This is a genomic window from Ruegeria sp. AB6, from assembly GCF_056542685.1.
In genome coordinates this window covers 102,310-121,381 of the sequence record NZ_JBQGAD010000012.1, presented here as the reverse complement: position 1 = coordinate 121,381, position 19,072 = coordinate 102,310, and the positions used below count along the sequence as shown (strand labels likewise).

The following is a 19,072-nucleotide window of genomic DNA, read 5'->3' as shown; positions in this document are numbered from 1 at the left end:
GCCAACGTAGTCGCACCGTCGGATTCGATCGGAGTCGTCACATGGCCGATAGTGTCGTCATCGTTGAGGTCCACATCGTAGAACGCTTCGACATCGACTACATTGCCCACACTTTGACCCGAAACATAAACGCCCTGGTCATCCAAGATCCATTCAAAATACGCATTACCCTGATCGGTTTTCCACAAAAGACGATACCCGCCCGAGTCAGCAGCCTCAGCTTGAATCGCACTCCAACCGTCCAGCGTCTCATCACCGACAACAACGCTGTCCACAGTGATTGCAATTGGGGTATTTCCGCCGCCCAGAAGGTAAATACCATGAGACGCGTGTTGAAGAACCGTGCCTGTGTTCTCGATGTCTAGAATCTGTGTGGCCGATGAAATGCCAGCGTAATTATACGATTGCGATCCGTTCGAGAACTCGAAAAGCTCAACATCGCTGGACACTGTGAAAGAGGTCTGTGTCAGCACGTTGTAGAACGTATAGGTGCTGCCATTGTCTTGGAACAGGTAGGTATTCAATCCGCTTATAAAGCGAACGATGTCAAACCCCGTCCCGCCGGTGAATGAACCGTTATTGTCCTGCACAATGGCAGTGTCGTTTCCTTCACCACCGTCAACCGTATCCTGGCCGGTCCCGTTTGCGACATAGATGGTATCGTGGCCTGTGCCGCCGTTGATCGTGTTATTGTTGCTGCCGTCCGAAAGCGAGTAAATGATGTCGTTGCCACCATTTCCGTTCAAAGTGTTGACGGCAGCATTGCCAGTAATTGTATCGCTTCCTGATCCGCCAGACGCGTTTTCGATCACCACACCAAAAGCGATAGTAAAACCGCCCTGTACGCCATCGACATAGGAAATAGCACCACCACCGAACGGACTATAGTCAAGTGTCGCAGGGCGCAGGTCGATTATGGCGGCGGCGCTACCAGTATGTCGAATTGTGTCTATTCCACCAGTGTCCCAAATGGCCTGGTATCCAACACCGGCCGTATTGAACGACGCCAGATCATAGGTATTGGCACCGGAATTATAGGTGGTATTTGCTCCGTACATGGCTTGAAGTGCTGCAATATCCAGCGCCCCAAGACCGGTCGATCCGCCATACGTCGCATTCACCGGCAATTGGCCGTTCACCTGAGTCCAGCCATCATTGTACGACATCACAGTGAAAACACCCTGATTCAGGTTGCCATCGCCGTACGAAAAGAAGGGCGAAGTCACACCATTCAGAACCGTTGTGCCCAACCCGGTGTCATGCGGGTGGCCTAGGCCCAAGGCGTGACCAAGTTCGTGCAACAAAGTGGTAAAAAAGAAACCACCCGGGTCGCCGTTCCCGCCCAACCCTGTGGTCCAGAAATCTGTATTGAACGCGCCTTCGGACGGAGAGTTAGACGGCGTATAGTGATATCCGAGAGTGCTCGATGAACCGAAAAAACTGCTCGAAGATGGGGCAATGATTTCGTAGATATCCGCTTCTAGCCAAGAAGATACTTCAACAAACTGTACATTTGCCACGGCTTCGATGGCCGCCAGCGCCGCGCGGAAATCTGCCTTGTGGGACTCTGTCCAGGATTGAGAATCCAGGTATTGATCAAAATTATATGTAATGACCGTCGTGGTATTGGGGTTCCCATCGCCATAGGCAACGTCACCCTGAATAGCACTAAGAGGGGAAGCCGAACTGGGTCCGGGAATAAAAGTGGTCATATCAACAACCTCAAGAATATTTCAGGCCTGCGTTACCGGCGCTGTAATTTCACGCCAAAGTTGTCATTAACAAGGCAACACTCCCGCCATGACGCAAAACAGCGTCGGGTGCAAATCACAATGCCAGCCCGCACAGACTCCGAACCCAAAGCGTTGTCTAGAGGACACGCGTTCGTGAGCATTCACGCATTTTGCGAGATTGACGTCAGGAATCGCGGGTTCGCTGGCGAGAAAACAGTAAGGGCATAAAGCTACATGTGCAAACAGCGGCAGTCGATATTCACTCAGCCACCTCTGGTTCAGCCGCGCTTTTCTTGAACTGCTGGTCAAACAGACGACGGAAGCTGCCGTTCTGTTTCATCAGCTCGTCCAGATTGCCTTGCTCAACAACGGCTCCATCCTGGACCACCATGATCTTGTCTGCTTCAAGGATCGTGGAAAGACGGTGCGCAATCACAACGACGGTCATATCTGCGGTCAGAGAATCCAAAGCTTGTTTTACGAGAGATTCGGATTCTGCGTCCAACGCGCTGGTGGCTTCGTCCAGCAACAGAATTTCCGCCTTTCGCAGGATCGCACGGGCGATGGCGATGCGCTGTTTCTGGCCTCCGGACAAAAACGTGCCGTTTTCTCCAACTTGCGTGTCATAGCCGTCGGACAGCTCCGTGATGAAGTCGTGGGCGTGTGCAGCTCGCGCCGCCGCAATCACCTCTTCGTCGGTGGCCTCTGGTGCAGAACATCGCAGGTTGTCCATCACCGAGGCCGAAAACAGGAACGTATCCTGCCCAACATAAGAAATCTTGCGCCGCAGAGACGCGTAGCTGGCATGGCGCAGGTCCTGGCCATCAATCTCCACCTGTCCTTCATCGGGGTCATAAAATCGCATGATCAGACCGAAAATCGTAGATTTTCCGCCACCGGATTGACCGACAAGCGCGGTGGTCTTGCCCGCCTGGAAAGTCAGGTTCATGTCCTCGATGACAGGTATCGTACCTTTGTAGCCAAACGTCACATTGCGCAGTGCAATCTCACCGGGGCCGTCCAGCAGATCATGGGCATCGGGGCTCTCCTGCATCGTGTCTTCCTGGTCCAGCAAGCCAAACAGAAGACCGACACCAACCATGGCAGCTTCAATCTGAACCCGCATCTTGGAGAGGCGCTTAGCCGGCTCATAGGCCATCAACAGGGCCGTGATAAAGGACATCAACTGACCTGCAGTAGGCGGCTCGGACCCCGCGATACCCATCGTGCTGACGATCAGAACACCGGCAACTGCCAAACCGGCCAGAAACTCCATCAGCGGGCTGGCGATGGATTGTAGCCGGGCGATATCGTTTGCACGCTCCTCCACCTTGCGGATCGCGGTGTCCATCCGTGTAATCATGCGGTCTTCCAACGCAAAGACCTTGATTACTTTGATCCCCGCAGATGTCTCTTGCAGTACGCGAATGATCTCGGCCAGTGATTTGAACTCGGCCTGCATGATCGAACGTACGCTTTTCAACAAGCGGCGCACGCCATACAGCGCAACCGGTCCAACGAGGAAAAACATGATCGACAAGACGGGTTGCTGATAAACCATTACGATCACCAGACCCACGAGGGTCAAAGCATCACGCACAAACCCGGTGACCAGGATATCAATCAGTCTCCGCGCCGACTGAGCTCCATTTGTCGTCCTCATCAAAAGGTCCGAGGATTCATTGGCCGAAAAGAAAGACACCCCATGGCGCAGCAGCTTGCGATACACCCGGTCTTGCTGGGCGGCCACAATACGGTTGCCAGCCCGCGCCAGATAGATGGCCTGAACATAGGTAGCGAGCGCTTTGGCAAGAAAAAGACCTACAACGCCAAGCGCAATCAAAGAGGCATAGCTTCTCATTTCCGGGCTGGTCATGGCGTCCACGATGTATTCCATCATGAAAGCCGCCCCTGCGGTCGTAGCAGCAACTGCAATCATCGCAACGATTGCAACGGCATACAGTCTGCCCTGCGCAAAAAAGCTCTCGCTGATGAGACGACCCATATAGCCAGATCGCCATTCATCCCAGGCGCGCTTAATCATTGCATTCTCCAGATCGTGAAACCATGCGCTCGCCCAGATAACCCATATTCCGGTTTGCCAAAAGGGCAGATAATACACCGCGACAGACTAGCCCCGTCCGGGGGCAATCAAGTTCCGCGTCAAAATAGGTGGGGTCTATAGGCGAAACAAGTCTTACAAACTCTCGACAACCTGCCTAAAATTGCCTGACCGCACTCGGAAAGGGCCGCTACCAAGCAGCAAAATGCCCACAGCGCAGATATCGACGGCGGAAGTCTGCGCAATTGTATTTACCCAATTTTGGCGATGTTCAAACTGCGAAATTGTGTTACTCTTGAGCACGTTAATATACGCACTACCATATTCAAAGCGATGATCACGTTGCGCACGCATAAATTGTTTTCTGCATCGCGGTCAGCCAGACTGACCTTCTTGTCGCACCGGCAAATGCAAGCTGCCAATTGCGCTTGTACTAGCCAATTGAGATACGTAGTAACGCGGTAGAGCATTTTTGGAATCCATATTGTGTCGATCCGGACTTTCATTCTTAGTCTACCAAAAGATGTAGAGCGTCGGCGCTTCTGCGAGCGTGAGCTTACGCAACACGGGCTGCATCACGAATTTTGTGACGCGATATCTGGCGATCAGATGGCCGAGGCCGATCTGCGCTGCGTCTACGATGCCGATATGAACCGGGTAAAGTTCAAGCGGCCTCTTAGTCGAGGAGAGGTCGCCTGCACATTGGGGCATCGAAAGATCTGGCAAATAATTGCCGAATCCGATCAGTGTGTCAGCTTGGTTCTTGAGGACGACGCCACCTTTATCGTTGACCCACAGCCTTTCCTGAACGCTCTCGAAGATTGCCCCGAGTGTTTTGAGGACGTGATGATCAAACTAGATGGCGTGCCGGGGAATAACCTTCAGGTTCTGACGTCATTTGCAGATCAACACCTTGTTTTATCAGACAGATTACCTCCAAGAACCACCGGCTATGTTCTGGGTCGCCGCGCTGCACAGCGTCTGTTGAAGCCCGAAGCGCCCATCTCGAGACCGATTGATATCGACTTGAAATTTTATTGGGAACACAACGTCCCCATTCTGACCCTGCGCAAGCAAATGATTACGGAACGGCAGAACAGCGAAAGCAATATTGATCCTTGTCGCCGCCGTGCCAAACCCGGCTCACCGTTGAATAGATTTGTCCGTAACCTGGTGTATCAGGCGAAATACACGCACGGACGCTTGAGTCACCCTCTGAACCCGGACATGATCGAAGGACTGGCCCCATTGATGCGGGCAGATAGTCAGGTTCAAAAGCACGCATGAAAAAAAACCTCGTGGTTGTCCGGGCGGGCAACAACTCGTTGCACCACAGATGGCAAGACTTGCCGTTAAAGCAGCGCGACTACGATTTGCTGGTCAGTTATTTCTCGGACGATGCTTTTGCGGCCTTCACCCCGCAGCCGGGCGTTGAGGCTGTTCTGATCAAGGGCGGCAAGTGGGATGGCTTATACAAGACGCTGTCCGACAGGGATCTGGATCAATATGACTTCATCTGGTTGCCGGATGACGATCTGGATATCAGCGCGCAGGATGTGAACGCCCTGTTTCAAGCCATGCGCACTCATGGATTGCGCATCGCACAGCCATCACTGACACTCGACAGCTACTATTCGCATTTTGTTTTCAGCCGATGCCCCGGATTTGTGCTGCGCTATATCAACTATATCGAGATCATGGCCCCGTGCCTGCATCTGGATGTTTTGAAAAAGGCCCTGCCCCTGTTTCAAGGTACGATGAGCGGATACGGGCTGGACTATATCTGGTGCCGCTGGGCCGAGGCCGGAGCTTATCGCACCGCCATTCTGGACGAAATCGCGATGCACCACACCCGTCCGGTGGGCAAGGCTCTAAAATCAGCCATGGCTGAAACCGGCAACCTGAGTTCTGAACAGGAAGAGGCCGTCCTGAAAGAGATGTTCGATCTGACCCGCCGCACTGTGCCCATCGTCTTTGCCGGGATCTTGCAGGGTGGGCAGCCGATCTCGGGGCGGGTGCAGCTTGGCTGGCGCATGTGCAAAAGCTGGCTGTCTGTTCTGTCGGAGTTTCGCGACAGAGGATCAGCCCGATCAGGTATCCTCAAGATCGCGCGGCGGCAAGTGTCCAAGCCGTTGGACATGACGACCATCACGTCAAAACAGAAAGGGCCCTGAATGAGCACGCGGCATTTCCTGATGGTTGGGGCCGGGCTCTCGGGCGCGGTCATAGGCCGGTCGCTGGCAGAGCGGGGTCACAAGATCACCATTGTCGACAGCCGCGATCATATCGGCGGCAATTGTCACACCCATCGCGACGCGGAAACAGGCGTTCTGGTTCATGTCTATGGCCCCCATATTTTCCACACCGATGACGAAGAGGTCTGGAATTACGTCAATCGCTTTGCGACATTCCGGCCATACAAGAACCGGGTGAAAACAACATCCCAAGGCCGGGTGTTCTCGCTGCCAGTCAATTTGCACACGATCAATCAATACTTCGGCACCACCCTGCGCCCGGATGAGGCGCGCGCCTTTATCACCCAAGAACAGGCCGATACTTCGATCACCGACCCACAGAGCTTTGAACAACAAGCGCTGCGCTATGTCGGTCGCGATCTCTATGAGGCGTTTTTTAGGGGCTACACAATCAAGCAATGGGGCTGCCACCCCTCTGAACTGCCTGCTTCGATCCTCAAACGTCTGCCGGTACGGTTCAACTACGACGACAACTACTTTTTTCACAGATTTCAGGGAATGCCGGAAGAAGGGTATTCCGAAATGATTGCCGGTATCCTCGATCACCCTGCAATCACGGTTCAGCTGGAAACAACATTCAATCGCGAGATGGGCGCCGCGTTTGACCACGTGTTCTATTCCGGCCCGCTAGATGGCTATTTCGACTATGAACTTGGTCGGCTGGGCTATCGCACTTTGGATTTCGAACGGTTCACCTATGAAGGCGACTATCAAGGCTGCGCGGTCATGAACTATGGCGACGAGGACGTGCCCTTCACCCGCATTACCGAGCACAAGCATTTTGCCCCGTGGGAAGACCATCAGGGCTCGGTTTGCTACCGCGAATACTCGCGCGCAGCGGGCCCCGACGACATCCCGTATTACCCGATCCGGCAGGTGAAAGAAAAAGCCTTGTTGAAGGACTATGCGGATCTGGCCGAGGCGGCACAAAATGTCACATTTGTGGGTCGACTCGGGACTTACCGCTATCTCGATATGGACGTCACCATTCGCGAGGCGCTGGATACAGCAAACGCTGCACAGGCCGCAGTTTCAAACGGGGAAACCCTGAAGCCGTTCTTTGTTTCGGTTCTGTAAACGGCGCATCCATACAGTTTGAAACCAAGGGCGTATGCGGCATTTAGGCATGCGCCTCTTGGCTTTGATCCGTCAGCTTGCCCGAGGTGATTGCCGCCAAAGCAACCATAACCGCTGCTGTTCCCAACACCAAAGGCAATCCACCGATCTGATAGGTCAGTCCGGACAGTACCGTGCCCAGCAACCGGCCTGTGGCGTTGGCCATGTAGTAGAACCCCACATCCATCGTGACACGCTCGGATTTGGTGAAGGCGAGGATCAGGTAGGAATGCAGCGCCGAATTGACGGCAAACAGCGCCCCAAACACCAGCAAGCCAAGAACCAGTGTGATGGTCAGCCATGTTTGCGGTCCGTCCGAGATCAGAACCGCCACGGTCAGCGCCGACGGAACACAGAACAGGCCTGCGGCCCAGCTTCGGGCAGCGTTTATCAGATCGCCTTCAGTTCGGTCTTGGGAGCGCAGGATTTTGGGTGCGTTGGCCTGAATGACGCCATAGAGGATGATCCAGAACGCCATGAAGGTGCCGATCATGAAAAAGGTCGCGCGATTGCCCTCTTCCGTGCCATCGGACAAAACGGCGTAGAAATAGATCGGGATTCCGACCACGAACCACACGTCACGAGCACCAAACAGGAAGACCCGCGCGGCGGACAGCCAATTGACGTTGGCAGATTTCGAGAAGACTTCGGAGAACTTCGCGCCCTTGCGCCCTTTGGGCAGACCGGGAGGCATAAACCGGACAACCGCGAACAGGATCACCGCCAGAACGATCGCCATCACGATAATAGCCGCCTGAAAGCCCAGTGTAGCCAGCATGGCTGCACCAAGAAGGAAGCCCAGCCCTTTGACAGCGTTCTTTGATCCGGTCAGCAAGGCGACCCAGCGAAACAGCCCGCCGCCCTCTGTTGGGGCCAGCAGTTTCACTGCGGATTTCGAGGACATCTTGGCCAGATCCTTGGCCACTCCGCTTGCGCCTTGCACGATCATGACAAAGGCCACAGATGCGCCAATCGCCCAGTTAGGGTCTAGTTGCGTCAGCGCCAACAGCGCCACCACCTGCAACCCAAGCCCGGCATAGAGTGTCGAGGTCAAGCCAAACCGAGCCGCGATCCAGCCCGCTGCAAGGTTTGTCACCATCCCGGCGATTTCATAGAGGACAAACAGATACGCCAGCTGCACCGGCGAGAAGCCCAACGTATGAAAGTGCAGCAGCACCAACATCCGCAGGGCTCCGTCGGTCAGCATAAAGGCCCAATAGGCCGCCGTGACCGCAATATAGGCCGACAGTCCTTCGGGCCGGTCGGTCACAGCGCGTTCCCCACCATCAGCGCCACATCCACCAGACGGTGCGCATAGCCCATTTCATTATCATACCACGCATAGATCTTCACCTGCGTCCCGTTCACCACCATGGTTGAGGGCGCATCGACGATCGAGGATCGTTCGTCATTGGTATAATCCGTCGAAACCAATGGTCGGGTCTCATAGCCCAGAATACCTTTCAACTCACCCTCGGCGGCGGCTTTGAAGAAGGCGTTGACCTCTTCGGCAGAGGTTTCACGCTCGACCTCAAACACGCAATCGGTCAGCGAGGCGTTCAGCAAAGGCACCCGAACGGCGTGGCCGTTCAAACGACCCTTCAGTTCCGGGTAGATCAGCGTGATCGCCGTGGCCGAGCCGGTTGTGGTCGGGATCAGCGAGTTCAGCGCCGAGCGCGCGCGCCGCAGGTCCTTGGCGGGGCGGTCCACGATGGTTTGCGTGTTGGTCACATCATGGATCGTGGTCATCGAACCATGGCGGATACCCAGATTGTCGTGGATAACTTTGACAACCGGAGCCAGACAGTTGGTGGTGCAGGACGCCGCAGTCACGATGTGATGGGTCGCGGGATCATAGGTGCCCTCATTCACACCCATCACGATATTTGCGGTCGCACCGTCCTTGACCGGGGCCGAGACTACAACCTTCTTTACCCCTTCGTCAAAATACGGGGCCAGCTTGGCCTCGGTCTTGAACACGCCAGTACAGTCGATCACCACATCCACACCGTCCAGAGGCAGGTCGGACAGGTCTTTGGTGCCAATGAACGGCAAGCGCGTGCCATTGATCGTCACACTGTCGGCGTCATGGGCGAATTCCGCATCCCAGCGGCCGTGAACCGTGTCGAATTCCAACAGGTGCGCGTGCATCTCGGGGTCGCCGACGCCATCATTGATCCAGGCGATCTTGGCACCCTTTTCCAGCAAGGGTTTCAGAATCAGTTTTCCGATCCGGCCAAGGCCGTTTACCGCGTAAGTGGTCATTTCATATCCTCAACGGGGGTTCTGCCGATATCATCGACGGCGGTTTGCAATGCGATCCGGTCCAGGCTTGCGACCGGCAGAGAGGTAAACGCCTCGATCCGGCGCTTCAGCGCGCCATATGCGTTTTGGAAGGCGAGGCTTTTTTCCGCGTCCGTACCCGTCGCCTTGACCGGATCAACCATGCCCCAATGACCACTGATCGGCTGACCTTCCCAGGCGGGGCAGTCTTCGTTTGCAGCTTGATTGCAGACGGTGAACACGAAATCCATCTCAGGGGCATCATCGGCTGCAAATTCAGACATATGCTTGGACCGCAGCACCGAGGTATCGTGCCCTTTGTCGGCTAAAACCTTCACTGCAAAAGGGTTCAGTTCAGATGCAGGCTGCGTTCCGGCCGAGTAGACGTTGAAGCGATCCCCTCCCAACGTGCGCAGAATGGATTCGGCAAAGATCGAGCGGGCGGAATTGCCCACGCATAAAAACAAAACGTTGTATTTCCGATCAGGCATGGTCTCGGGTCCTTGTGAAAACGGCATACAGATATCAGGCCGACCCCTGCAGCAATCGTTCAGCAAGAAGTCCAGCATGTGCTGCACATTCGTCATCTCGATCGAATATAGCAGCGATGTCCCCAACCGCTCCTGCCGCACCAGTCCCGCGCGTTGCAGAGCATTCAGGTAGTTCGACAAGGTGCTGGGTTTAATATCCAGCTGCACTGCCAGTTCACCGGCAGGAACAGTGTCAGGAAAGCGTCGCATAAGCATGCGAAACACCATTAACCGCTGCGGATGGCCCAGGGTGGCCAACTGATCTGTTGTTTCATATTCCATATTTCACGAAATATTGAAATAAGGGATGTGCGACAACCACTATTCAGCGCTGTTACAAAAATTTCACAGTAAGGGTTCTGCACCCAGAGCCTAAGAACTGGGCTTGCGCGCCTGACCCGGACGGTTTAAACGAGCCCTCGCTTGCCTCAATAGCTCAGCTGGTAGAGCAGGTCCTTCGTAAGGACAAGGTCGGGGGTTCGAATCCCTCTTGAGGCACCAAAAATAGCTGTATTTTACCAATTTTTGAATATTTTTGCGATAAATTGATAAATATCCCCTGATTTGCCCCCCGATTTTTTGTTGATGCCTGATGATCCCGGGTTGATTTCAATTCCATGCCCATCACCCACTTCCTACTGTTAAGAATGGCCATACTATTAAGCACATCCGCTTTGGCTCAGGAGCGGACCTTCGCCAAAACTGACTGAGCGTCTGCTAAGCGGACAAAGCACCCGTTCATCATTTGTTGCAGAAATCCGAAGTTACTAACTTAAGATCAAATAAATCGTTCATTTGGATCGATTAATTGAGCTACTTTTATGGACGGGTGGTGCGAACTCTGGAAGCGTATAGACCTTTGTTGATTGCGACATACCTGCTAGCTGGTGTTGCCCCAAGGGCTCAAGCCGCGTTGCAACATCTGCTGCGAATTCCGAGGACATTACCAAAGGTGTTTTAAGAGACTTACACAGACCCTCAAGCCGGTTGACTTGGTTTACCGCAGGGCCAATCGTGGTGAAATCCAGCCTACGTTCCGTGCCGACGTTTCCATACATTACGGAACCCCGATGTAAGGCAATTCCAAATTCAATTCTGCCGCCGTACTTTTGCCAAATGATGTTCTTTTCCCTCGCGCGAGCTAAGCACTCCAACACTGAAGACAATGCGGCACGGCTCATGTCGACTGCCGGCCTCGACTTTTCGTCTACTGGGAAGATTGCCATAACAGCGTCGCCGATAAATTTAAGGATCTCACCGCCGTGATCTTCTACTGCCCCGGCCGTGCAATCAAAATAGTCGTTAATTAACGCCAGATATCTATCCAATGGCATGTCTTCTGCCATCCGACTGGAGTTTCTAAGGTCGCAATAAAACAAAATGCAGTCGATTGCCCCTCCATCGCCGCGCTCGATTACACCATCCAAGACACGGTTTCCAGAGTAGCTTCCTAGGTAGGCATCCATGAGACCTTGCGCAAGAATGCGCGATTGAGCGTTTTTTATAACCAGTGCAAGGGCAGGCATGAGTGCTCGGATATAGTTGATTTCAGAGTCGCTAAATCCGCCTATACGTCGTGTAGAAATCGACATCATAACGCCCTCCATTCCAGGCGGAAAATCCGACCAGCGGCTAGCGTCGTCGCGATGATAGCTTTCAAACTGAACCAGATAGTCCGTTGCGCCATCTGAACGAAGCTCTTCCAGGATCGGAAAACTGGTCTCGACCGACCCATCCTCCAATTTGTAACGCCGATAGGAACCGCCGTTATGCGCCAAATCGAAAAAAGGTGTATTGCGGAATCCAGGTGTCGCAAGCTGGTCTCTGGGCGTTAGTTCGACTTTGGCTTGGTCGTCGCGGACCGTCCAAAGCACATTCAAAGCGCCAAAAATTGGGTGCAGGACCATGCCCCCGACGTTGATCCGAGCAACAGGGACACCAGCGGAAACCAGACGGTTGCCAAAGCCTCGCACCACATCCTCGGCCTTGGTATCGCGAAGACCGCACCCCATCAGCCAAGCGGCAACGCTATCTAAAAGTGGAGACCTGCTGAACTCAATCATACTGAGACACTTTCTTGTCCAAAAAAGCGTATTGAACCAGCTCGATACTGAGACCTTAGACCGATTTGACACAATGAGCACAGGGAGTCTTGTTCCGAGCCTTCAGTCCTTTTGTATCACAGCACTGCTATCGCCTCCTAGCTTGGTGCGCTAAACAACCAGTTTCACCCCTGTACTCCAAGGTAAGCGACGGGCTCGATGCGGCCGTCCGCCTGAATATCGCGAGCGACCGCTAAGCGAACAAAGCGGACGCTGGAAGCAGCGCCTTAAGTGCGGCGACCAGATGAAGCTTCAACAACTCTGCCTCTGTTCAACGTGGTCCAAGGTGTGTTTGGAGTCTATACCGACCATTTTCTTCCTTGATTACATGCTTGCGTGTGGGCAGCATAAACTCAGTAGGGCGGATTCCAGATCGACGAATTTACTTTGCGCTTGTTTCGCCTGTGTTGGGAGTATCAGTTGTGGTCAAGGCTTCACCTGAGATACTTGCTGTAACAGAACGCTGGTTTGAGGCGATCAGGACCCTCAATACGCATGTTTTGAAGGACTATCTCTCCGACTCGGTCGATCTGCGCTTCATTGGAACTGGCGAGAATGAGTTTTGGAAAGGCCAGGTTGTTCGCGATGGAGTCGGCGAATTCATCGGCGAAATGCCGGAGCCGGATGTGTGGGAAGTTCTCGAAGCCGAAGCCTTCGAGAACGGAGAGACGGGTTGGTCTGCTTTTCTGCACCGGGTTGGGTTTCCAGGGCTTAGAGATGATTACATCGTCCGCACGGTGCTGGTATTCGTCTTAGAGGGTGCGTCGTGGAAGATCATTAATCGTCACGCTTCTCTTCCCTACCCAAATATGGAATTTGTAGGCAGCGAACAGTTGGCTATTCAAACTCTTGTGAAAGCTGCGCTCGAAGAAGGTCCGGAATTGCTTCAAGCAGAAGGTTTGGCCTCGGTGCTGTTTACCGATGTCGAAGGCAGTACGATGCTCGCGGCGGCCATGGGAGATCAGGGTTGGTCGGCGTTGATAGATCAGCATTTTCAGACTGTTGAGAGTATTGTCGCAACACATCGGGGGCAATTCGTGAAGTCGCTAGGAGACGGGACATTATCCAGTTTCCAATCCGCGACTGAAGCGCTTCTGGCGGCGATCAAAATACAGGAAGCCGTTGCTATGAGCGATGTGGAACCGCGCTTGGGCCTACGGGTTGGCGTTCATACTGGCGACGTTGTTTTGGCGCGTGGCGACTTCTTCGGAACCGTAGTCAACAAAGCGGCTCGCATAACTTCGTCGGCCAATCCGGGTGAAATTCTTGTGTCAGATGTGACGAGAGCCATCGTTGGAGAAAATCACGAGTTCGAATTTGCGACCGCACGATCTTTGGTCCTCAAAGGACTTCCAGATGATCACACAGTTTACCGTTTGCAATGGAAGCGATAGCTGCTCGCTGGGTATGACTTCGAAGACCAGCCCCGTCCCCCAGGGGATTATTCAATCAAATTGCCCTTTTCGCGGAATGCCCTTGCAGAGTGAACACACCCACTCCGCAGTTCCATCAATTGGCCTGCCCTTGCTCTTTAAATCACGGTGGGAAACTACGTGCTGATCGCGGCAAAATGGACAGGTGGCAAGGGCAAAGAAATCCGGAATATGGGTGACTTTCTTAGGGACGGAATTGCAAACCATGTCGCAATCAGCATTGAACCATCCCCCATACGATATCACAGATCGGCGTTTTTTTCCACCAATACGCATTGCCGTTGGTCACCCGACGAAAAGACAAGACCGCTTATGGATATGTAACGTCAATCTCGCTCAATGTTTCACCCGCAGCGCTGCTAGGCTGGCTGATACCTAAAATAGTGCTCAGTGTGACGGCCACGTCCACCGTGGAAACGGGACGACTGACGCGAGTTGCCTTGATACCTGGACCAGCGAAAATGATTGGAACATGCGTGTCGTAGCGCCAAGGCGATCCGTGCATTACGGCAATTGGACCTTCCTCGAAGAGAAATGAATAAGGTGTCTGAACAACATAAATGTCGCCAGAACGTGTTGGGTGATAGTTTCGCCGGATCTGCTCCTCAAGGGTATGCCCTCGTTGTTCAGGAAACGGTTCAGTTGGCATCGCAAGCTCAATGCCCGGTGCAGCCATCAAGTTTTCGACAATGCGTCGCTCGATAACACGCCTGTCGGCGCCTAACGCTTCAATGGCGGCATTGTCCAGATATACGTAAGGACGAAAAAAGAACTGTATTGCGGATTCCACTCCGAACTCATCGGCGATGACCGAATTCACATCTATCATCAATGCTTCGGTGGAGTTACGGAATGTCGAAAGCCCGGCTTCGGCCATCTCTTCTGGCGCTTCCGGCATGCCATGATCGGCGGAAAGCACATAAAGCACATTCGCTCGTCCAACCTCTCGATCCATGAACTCAAAGAAATCAGCCAATGTCTCATCCAAACAGCGCACCATTTCTTCATTTTCTAGGCTGGATGGTCCGAAGAAATGGTTGGTTGCGTCTACACCTGAAAAACTGATGCTTAGGTAATCCGGCCATTTATCGTCACCAAGCCCCTCCTCTTTGACAACAGTTTTTGCAAAGTCGGCCGTGATCCGATCCCCATGAGGCGACAATAAAACCTGCGTGTAGTAGAGCCCGTCTTCCGGCTTCCCATAGAAATGAGGGAAAGTGCGACCGAATGTGCCAAGGTTGGTTACAAAGGAGCGTTCCTTTCTTTCCATTAGGTAAGGCGCGTCAGAACACTCCGGCCACCACTCACTTTCGATCTTAGCATCTGCGGCGCGTTTAGAGTTCCAGTCGAGAACCCAATCGGGATACGCGTCATAATAAAAAGCACTTGTTTCAAATGCCCCTGTAGCCGCCGACAGCCATAAAGCTTTTCCAGAATGCCCTGCCATTGCAACCGCCGAACGGTCTTTGCCAGATACGGAAAAAACTTTTGATCGACCGGCATTGGCTTTCACTAGTTCGTCTCCGAACGTCGTCGCCAACAAGTTAACGGGAGAACGGCCCGATGTCACAGCAGCGGCTTGTGTCGGGTCGACTTGATCAACGTTTCCACCGACGCCTGGAACCGGCAACATCGGGTAGTCCGGATCTTCAATATTGTATCCCAATCGCTCTTCAGCCCTGTTGAACCAGGCATTGCCAATCATTCCATGCTCAGAGGGATGGGCTCCTGTCGCGAGTGTCGCGTGGCCAACAATGGTTTCGGTGTTGGCGTGACGATGATGAGCGTCGGTGTACCAGACGCCGCTTTCCAAAAGCCTTTTGAAACCAGCTTCGCCGAAGGCGGCCTCATAACGAGAAATCAAGTCGCCGCGCAGTCCATCAATTGTGATTTGAACAACGAGTCGGATGTCTTCCGTTGCACTAGCCGCCGTCGTGGATATTGAAAAAAGGAGTGTTGAGACTAAGGCAAATGATCGCTGCATTTATGACCTCATAGAACTACCCAATCCTCTGAATACCAGCATCTGCGTCCACCGGCTACTGAGGGTCATTAAAGATGCTCTTTTGAACTTCCGATTTGGGCTCAACGCAGTCATCTGAGCGTTTTCTCAGATGACTGACAAGAGGCGTAAAGCAGCCGTTCAGGACAAAAATTTAAAGTTCCTACCGTGAATGACTGCTTCTCACACGAGCGGACGTTGGCTGAAATATCGCGAATGACCGCTATGCGGACGAAGCGAACTTTCGCTGCGGCTGCGCCAATGACTGCCTTCAACTACCACTTGAACACGTGACGTAGGACGCGGAGGTTGCCGCTTAGCTTGTTGCCTCCCAGATCCCCGGCAAGCCTTTGCAAGACGTCGCCAAAACCATAGTTCGGGATTGCATCTTGCACGGCCTTAACTTGCGCCCGCGTCAAACCTTTGCGAATTTTACCATCGGTCGCATCGACCCAATCGCCCTTGCGAACGGCTTCTACGATACGCTGGTTTGGGCCGCGGTAAGGGAAAACCTTGTGATGCCAGTGGATCGCATCCCGCAGCAATTGAGGATCAAACCCCCAGCCATATTTCTCGTTGTCGGCCAAGGCATGCTCTTCAGATGGTTCCAGATAAGCAAGCTCGTTCTCTGTCCAGAGGCCAAGGTCGTGGTAAACAAATGCGGTTTCGACCAAAGGTCTTGCTTTTTCGTCGCCATCAAGAAAGTGCATTGCATAGGTGATCACACGATACACGTGACCCAGATATGCCGGGTAATCGTCGCCAATGATGTCGCGGTAAGGGGCAAACAGGCTTTCTACACGATCACTATGATCGATAATGTGAATCTCATCGGGCATCTTGCAGCCTCGCTTGGAATTGGTTGGCATAAGTTGTAATCAGGTGATTACAATGATGGGTAAAGATAAGTCAACAGGTGATTACTTGAGTAATGCATTGAACCAGCCAAAGATGTCCAGCGCCAAGCAGCGCAATCCATCCGCAACCAAAAACGCTCTGCTTGATGCAGCGCGAACAGAATTTCAGCGGACGGGGTATAATGCGGCGAGCACACGCAATATCGCGTCGGATGCCGGGTGCAATGCCGCGCTCATCAATCGTTACTTTGGCTCGAAGATCGGCTTATTCGAAGCTGTCATGGAAGAATGTATTGATCTTGCCCCTCTTCACGGCCTGTCACCTAATGAGATGGTTGAGGCATTGGCTGACATCGCCTTGGGCAAAGCTGATCCAACGGGTGGCTTTGACCCTATGGTCGTAGCTATCAAGTCTTCCGGTTCCGAGGAAGCGCATGACGTTATTCGCAACAAGCTCGGTAACCCGATGGTCGAGCAACTTGCTGCTTTGATCGGCGGTAACAACGCTGATCAAAAGGCTGGAATGTTACTCAGCATCGTCTCAGGAATGTTCGTTGGTCGTGTTTCGGTGGATGCTGATGCACTATCTGCAGAACATGACGATGCCTTAAGAGCGTTATTAGGTCACGCGATGACGGCCGTGTTGTTGTCAGGGACGTAGAGTACTTCTGGTCATTTGACATTCTGCTTCGAAGCGGCCATTCGCACATGGCGCAGCATTTGGAAAAATGGGCATGAAGCGGACGTTCAGAGATGTCAAGCCGATGCCTGCCTTGCGGACTAAGCAGACCTTAGGAAATCGAGCGATACATGCATAATCGTTTCCCATGCGTCTGTTCCTGGCAGAGGTACGTGATTTCTACCTTCCACGATTCTCAACTGTGCATCTCGCAGCAAAGAGGCCAGCAAGCTAGATTGGCTTACTGGATTGACGGAGTCTTCAGTTGTGTGAACTACGAGGACCGGCACCCGTACTTGGTCGAGGATGTTTGATACGTCAAAGGTGTCTATCGAACGCCTGAGTTCGATCGCTGTGTCCGGTGATGCAGAGGCCAACTGCATCTTGCACATGTCATCAATCTGTACCGCCGATGCTTCGGGCATAAATAACGTCGCATAAGCCTTGCCAAATGCACCGCTTGGCTTGCCCCAACCTTCTGATATGAGGTCAAGAAAGGTATCCGCCTGAACAGAGTTGGGTTCGGGCTCACGGACGGCGCGGCCCTGAACAAAACCACCGTACAGAACCATTCGGCTTACGCGCTCAGGATAGGCGGCCGCGAATGCCAGCGACACAGGCACCCCCTGTGAAGTCGCCCAGATCGGAAAGCGTTCGAGTCCAGCGTCGTCGGCCACAGCAAGCATGTCCTCGACCAGCCGTTCAAGCGCGAAATCCGTTGCGGAGGCTCCCGAAAGCCCGGTCCCTCTCTGATCGTATCGCGTCAGAGAAAAATGTGCGCCGAGGCGATCAAGCGTCGGTCGCCTGACTTCACTCTCCCAATCCATATTCAGATGCGTCAGGAATTGCCCGGCCCTCATCAAAGGCGGACCTTCACCGCTGGTAGCGTAGGCGATTACAGTGCCATCTGCGGATCGGGCAACTTTCGTGATCTGGCGATCAGAGCGTGGTGTCTGGGTATCAGGGCTTGTCGACGCGACGCTGGAGACTTCAACAGAGAACCGATACCCCCGCTTACTCAGCGTTTCGAGCATGCGGTTCGCACGATCGTTGTCGCCGATGGCCCGTCTGACCGCATTGATCCTGGTTGAAATAGTTGAATCTGAGACAATCCTGCCATCCCAGACATTTTCGACAAGATCGTCGCGCGAGACCACTATTTCTGGATTCCGCAAGAAGTATTCCAACACGCCAAAAACCTGCGGCTCAAGACGTACGGATTTACCTGACTTCCAAAACATCTGCCGATCAGTATCGACCGCGCAATCTCCGAAAGTGACCTTCATAGACTAAGCATGACTCAATGTGGGCAATCCGAGAAGGCCTAATTTTTCTCAAGAAAATCTGGATGCTCTCTTCAAGTATTCGCCCGCCTGCGAAGGCACAGTGTTCACGTCACACAAGGAACAAACACATGCCAACCCCTAGTTCTCAAATGCCTGACCTTCGCCAAATCGGATCTGATTGTGCATTCGGTCGCAGCCAGCAGTGCGATTACATATTTGCCGCCGTCCGTTCAGTGTTCATTCGACTTCGCCATTTAGCCAAAAAAACCCAAGACAACAGAACGCAATAATAGGTTAGTATGTCGTTCCCCGCGTTTTGGTTGATGCAGCAATCAAAATTTGAACGAAACGAGGCGACGGAAGCGGACAGTCCCATTCAAAAAGTGCTCGACTTGGCCTACTTAGTCTCTGTGATTGACTACTCCGCATGGCCCGGCTTGGACGGGTTTGCAAAATTCATCGGTTTGCATTCTAAAACGCTGCAAAGAGAACTTACAAGACACGACACCACAGGGGCAGAACTCGTAGGCAGCGCGAAAATGCGTCAGGCGGAGCAATGGTTGACCGAGGGGCGCCTTTCCATAACAAAGATTGGAAAGAACTTGGGCTACAAAAACCTAAGTGCGTTTACACGAACGTGTCGCCGTTGGTTTGGATCGTCGCCTTGCCGGTTAAGGCACGACCTAGATGGTCGATGATTTGCCCGTGAAGTATGTCCGCTTTGCCAGCAAAAC

Annotated in this window: 15 protein-coding genes and 1 tRNA gene; 7 read left to right on the top strand and 9 right to left on the bottom strand. The window is 53.2% G+C overall.

Features of this window, described 5'->3' with window-relative positions; genetic code table 11:
* On the bottom strand, window positions 1-1,712 hold a 1,712-nt coding region (locus ACR0DB_RS19610; RefSeq protein ID WP_480552600.1), incomplete at its 3' end, for a matrixin family metalloprotease.
* Window positions 1,713-1,992: 280 nt separating this feature from the next.
* Window positions 1,993-3,777 (bottom strand): ABC transporter ATP-binding protein, encoded by a 1,785-nt coding sequence (locus tag ACR0DB_RS19605; RefSeq protein WP_170770664.1) that lies wholly within the window; start codon window positions 3,775-3,777, stop codon window positions 1,993-1,995.
* Window positions 3,778-4,281: 504 nt separating this feature from the next.
* On the opposite strand from ACR0DB_RS19605, the gene ACR0DB_RS19600 reads away from it, so the two are divergent.
* The 3 genes from ACR0DB_RS19600 to glf are packed head-to-tail and all read left to right on the top strand — an operon-like array spanning window position 4,282 to window position 7,127.
* Window positions 4,282-5,082, top strand: coding sequence for a glycosyltransferase family 25 protein (locus ACR0DB_RS19600; RefSeq protein WP_170785347.1), 801 nt, complete (start codon window positions 4,282-4,284; stop codon window positions 5,080-5,082).
* On the top strand, window positions 5,079-5,969 hold the full coding sequence (locus ACR0DB_RS19595) for a hypothetical protein (protein ID WP_480552598.1): 891 nt from the start codon (window positions 5,079-5,081) through the stop codon (window positions 5,967-5,969). Before ACR0DB_RS19600 ends, ACR0DB_RS19595 begins: the two co-directional genes overlap by 4 nt.
* Window positions 5,970-7,127, top strand: coding sequence for a UDP-galactopyranose mutase (glf, locus tag ACR0DB_RS19590; protein ID WP_480552597.1), 1,158 nt, complete (start codon window positions 5,970-5,972; stop codon window positions 7,125-7,127).
* A 43-nt stretch (window positions 7,128-7,170) separates the two neighbouring features.
* On the opposite strand, the gene arsJ is transcribed toward glf, so the two are convergent.
* The 3 genes from arsJ to ACR0DB_RS19575 are packed head-to-tail and all read right to left on the bottom strand — an operon-like array spanning window position 7,171 to window position 10,261.
* Complete coding sequence (gene arsJ / locus ACR0DB_RS19585; RefSeq protein WP_480552595.1) at window positions 7,171-8,436, bottom strand: organoarsenical effux MFS transporter ArsJ; 1,266 nt, start codon at window positions 8,434-8,436, stop codon at window positions 7,171-7,173.
* A complete protein-coding gene (locus ACR0DB_RS19580) occupies window positions 8,433-9,431 on the bottom strand; it encodes an ArsJ-associated glyceraldehyde-3-phosphate dehydrogenase (RefSeq protein WP_480552593.1) in 999 nt (332 codons plus the stop codon). The genes arsJ and ACR0DB_RS19580 overlap by 4 nt, the downstream gene beginning before the upstream one ends.
* Window positions 9,428-10,261 (bottom strand): arsenate reductase/protein-tyrosine-phosphatase family protein, encoded by an 834-nt coding sequence (locus ACR0DB_RS19575; protein ID WP_480552591.1) that lies wholly within the window; start codon window positions 10,259-10,261, stop codon window positions 9,428-9,430. The genes ACR0DB_RS19580 and ACR0DB_RS19575 overlap by 4 nt, the downstream gene beginning before the upstream one ends.
* 143 nt (window positions 10,262-10,404) lie before the next feature.
* On the opposite strand from ACR0DB_RS19575, the gene ACR0DB_RS19570 reads away from it, so the two are divergent.
* Window positions 10,405-10,480 (top strand) — tRNA-Thr (locus ACR0DB_RS19570).
* Window positions 10,481-10,770: 290 nt separating this feature from the next.
* On the opposite strand, the gene ACR0DB_RS19565 is transcribed toward ACR0DB_RS19570, so the two are convergent.
* Window positions 10,771-12,042, bottom strand: coding sequence for an adenylate/guanylate cyclase domain-containing protein (locus tag ACR0DB_RS19565; protein ID WP_480552589.1), 1,272 nt, complete (start codon window positions 12,040-12,042; stop codon window positions 10,771-10,773).
* Window positions 12,043-12,503: 461 nt separating this feature from the next.
* On the opposite strand from ACR0DB_RS19565, the gene ACR0DB_RS19560 reads away from it, so the two are divergent.
* Window positions 12,504-13,475: an adenylate/guanylate cyclase domain-containing protein gene (locus tag ACR0DB_RS19560; protein WP_480552588.1), complete on the top strand. Its 972-nt coding sequence runs from the start codon at window positions 12,504-12,506 to the stop codon at window positions 13,473-13,475.
* A gap of 349 nt (window positions 13,476-13,824) precedes the next feature.
* Here the strand turns inward: ACR0DB_RS19560 and ACR0DB_RS19555 are convergent, their stop codons facing one another.
* Together ACR0DB_RS19555 and ACR0DB_RS19550 are read right to left on the bottom strand one after the other, a co-directional pair.
* Window positions 13,825-15,498, bottom strand: a complete 1,674-nt coding sequence (locus ACR0DB_RS19555; protein WP_480552586.1) for an alkaline phosphatase family protein — start codon at window positions 15,496-15,498, stop codon at window positions 13,825-13,827.
* Window positions 15,499-15,791: 293 nt separating this feature from the next.
* The gene (locus ACR0DB_RS19550) at window positions 15,792-16,355 is read right to left on the bottom strand and encodes a hypothetical protein (protein ID WP_480552584.1); all 564 of its coding nucleotides are present in this window, start codon (window positions 16,353-16,355) and stop codon (window positions 15,792-15,794) included.
* A 52-nt stretch (window positions 16,356-16,407) separates the two neighbouring features.
* On the opposite strand from ACR0DB_RS19550, the gene ACR0DB_RS19545 reads away from it, so the two are divergent.
* Entirely contained in the window at window positions 16,408-17,034 is a 627-nt protein-coding gene (locus tag ACR0DB_RS19545; RefSeq protein WP_480552583.1) for a TetR/AcrR family transcriptional regulator, read from the top strand.
* A 119-nt stretch (window positions 17,035-17,153) separates the two neighbouring features.
* Here ACR0DB_RS19545 and ACR0DB_RS19540 read toward each other — a convergent pair whose 3' ends face one another.
* A complete protein-coding gene (locus ACR0DB_RS19540) occupies window positions 17,154-18,338 on the bottom strand; it encodes an alpha/beta hydrolase (protein WP_480552581.1) in 1,185 nt (394 codons plus the stop codon).
* Window positions 18,339-18,637: 299 nt separating this feature from the next.
* Between ACR0DB_RS19540 and ACR0DB_RS19535 the strand changes: the two genes are divergently transcribed.
* Window positions 18,638-19,036, top strand: a complete 399-nt coding sequence (locus tag ACR0DB_RS19535; protein ID WP_170785365.1) for a helix-turn-helix domain-containing protein — start codon at window positions 18,638-18,640, stop codon at window positions 19,034-19,036.
* The last annotated feature ends 36 nt before the right edge of the window (window positions 19,037-19,072 follow it).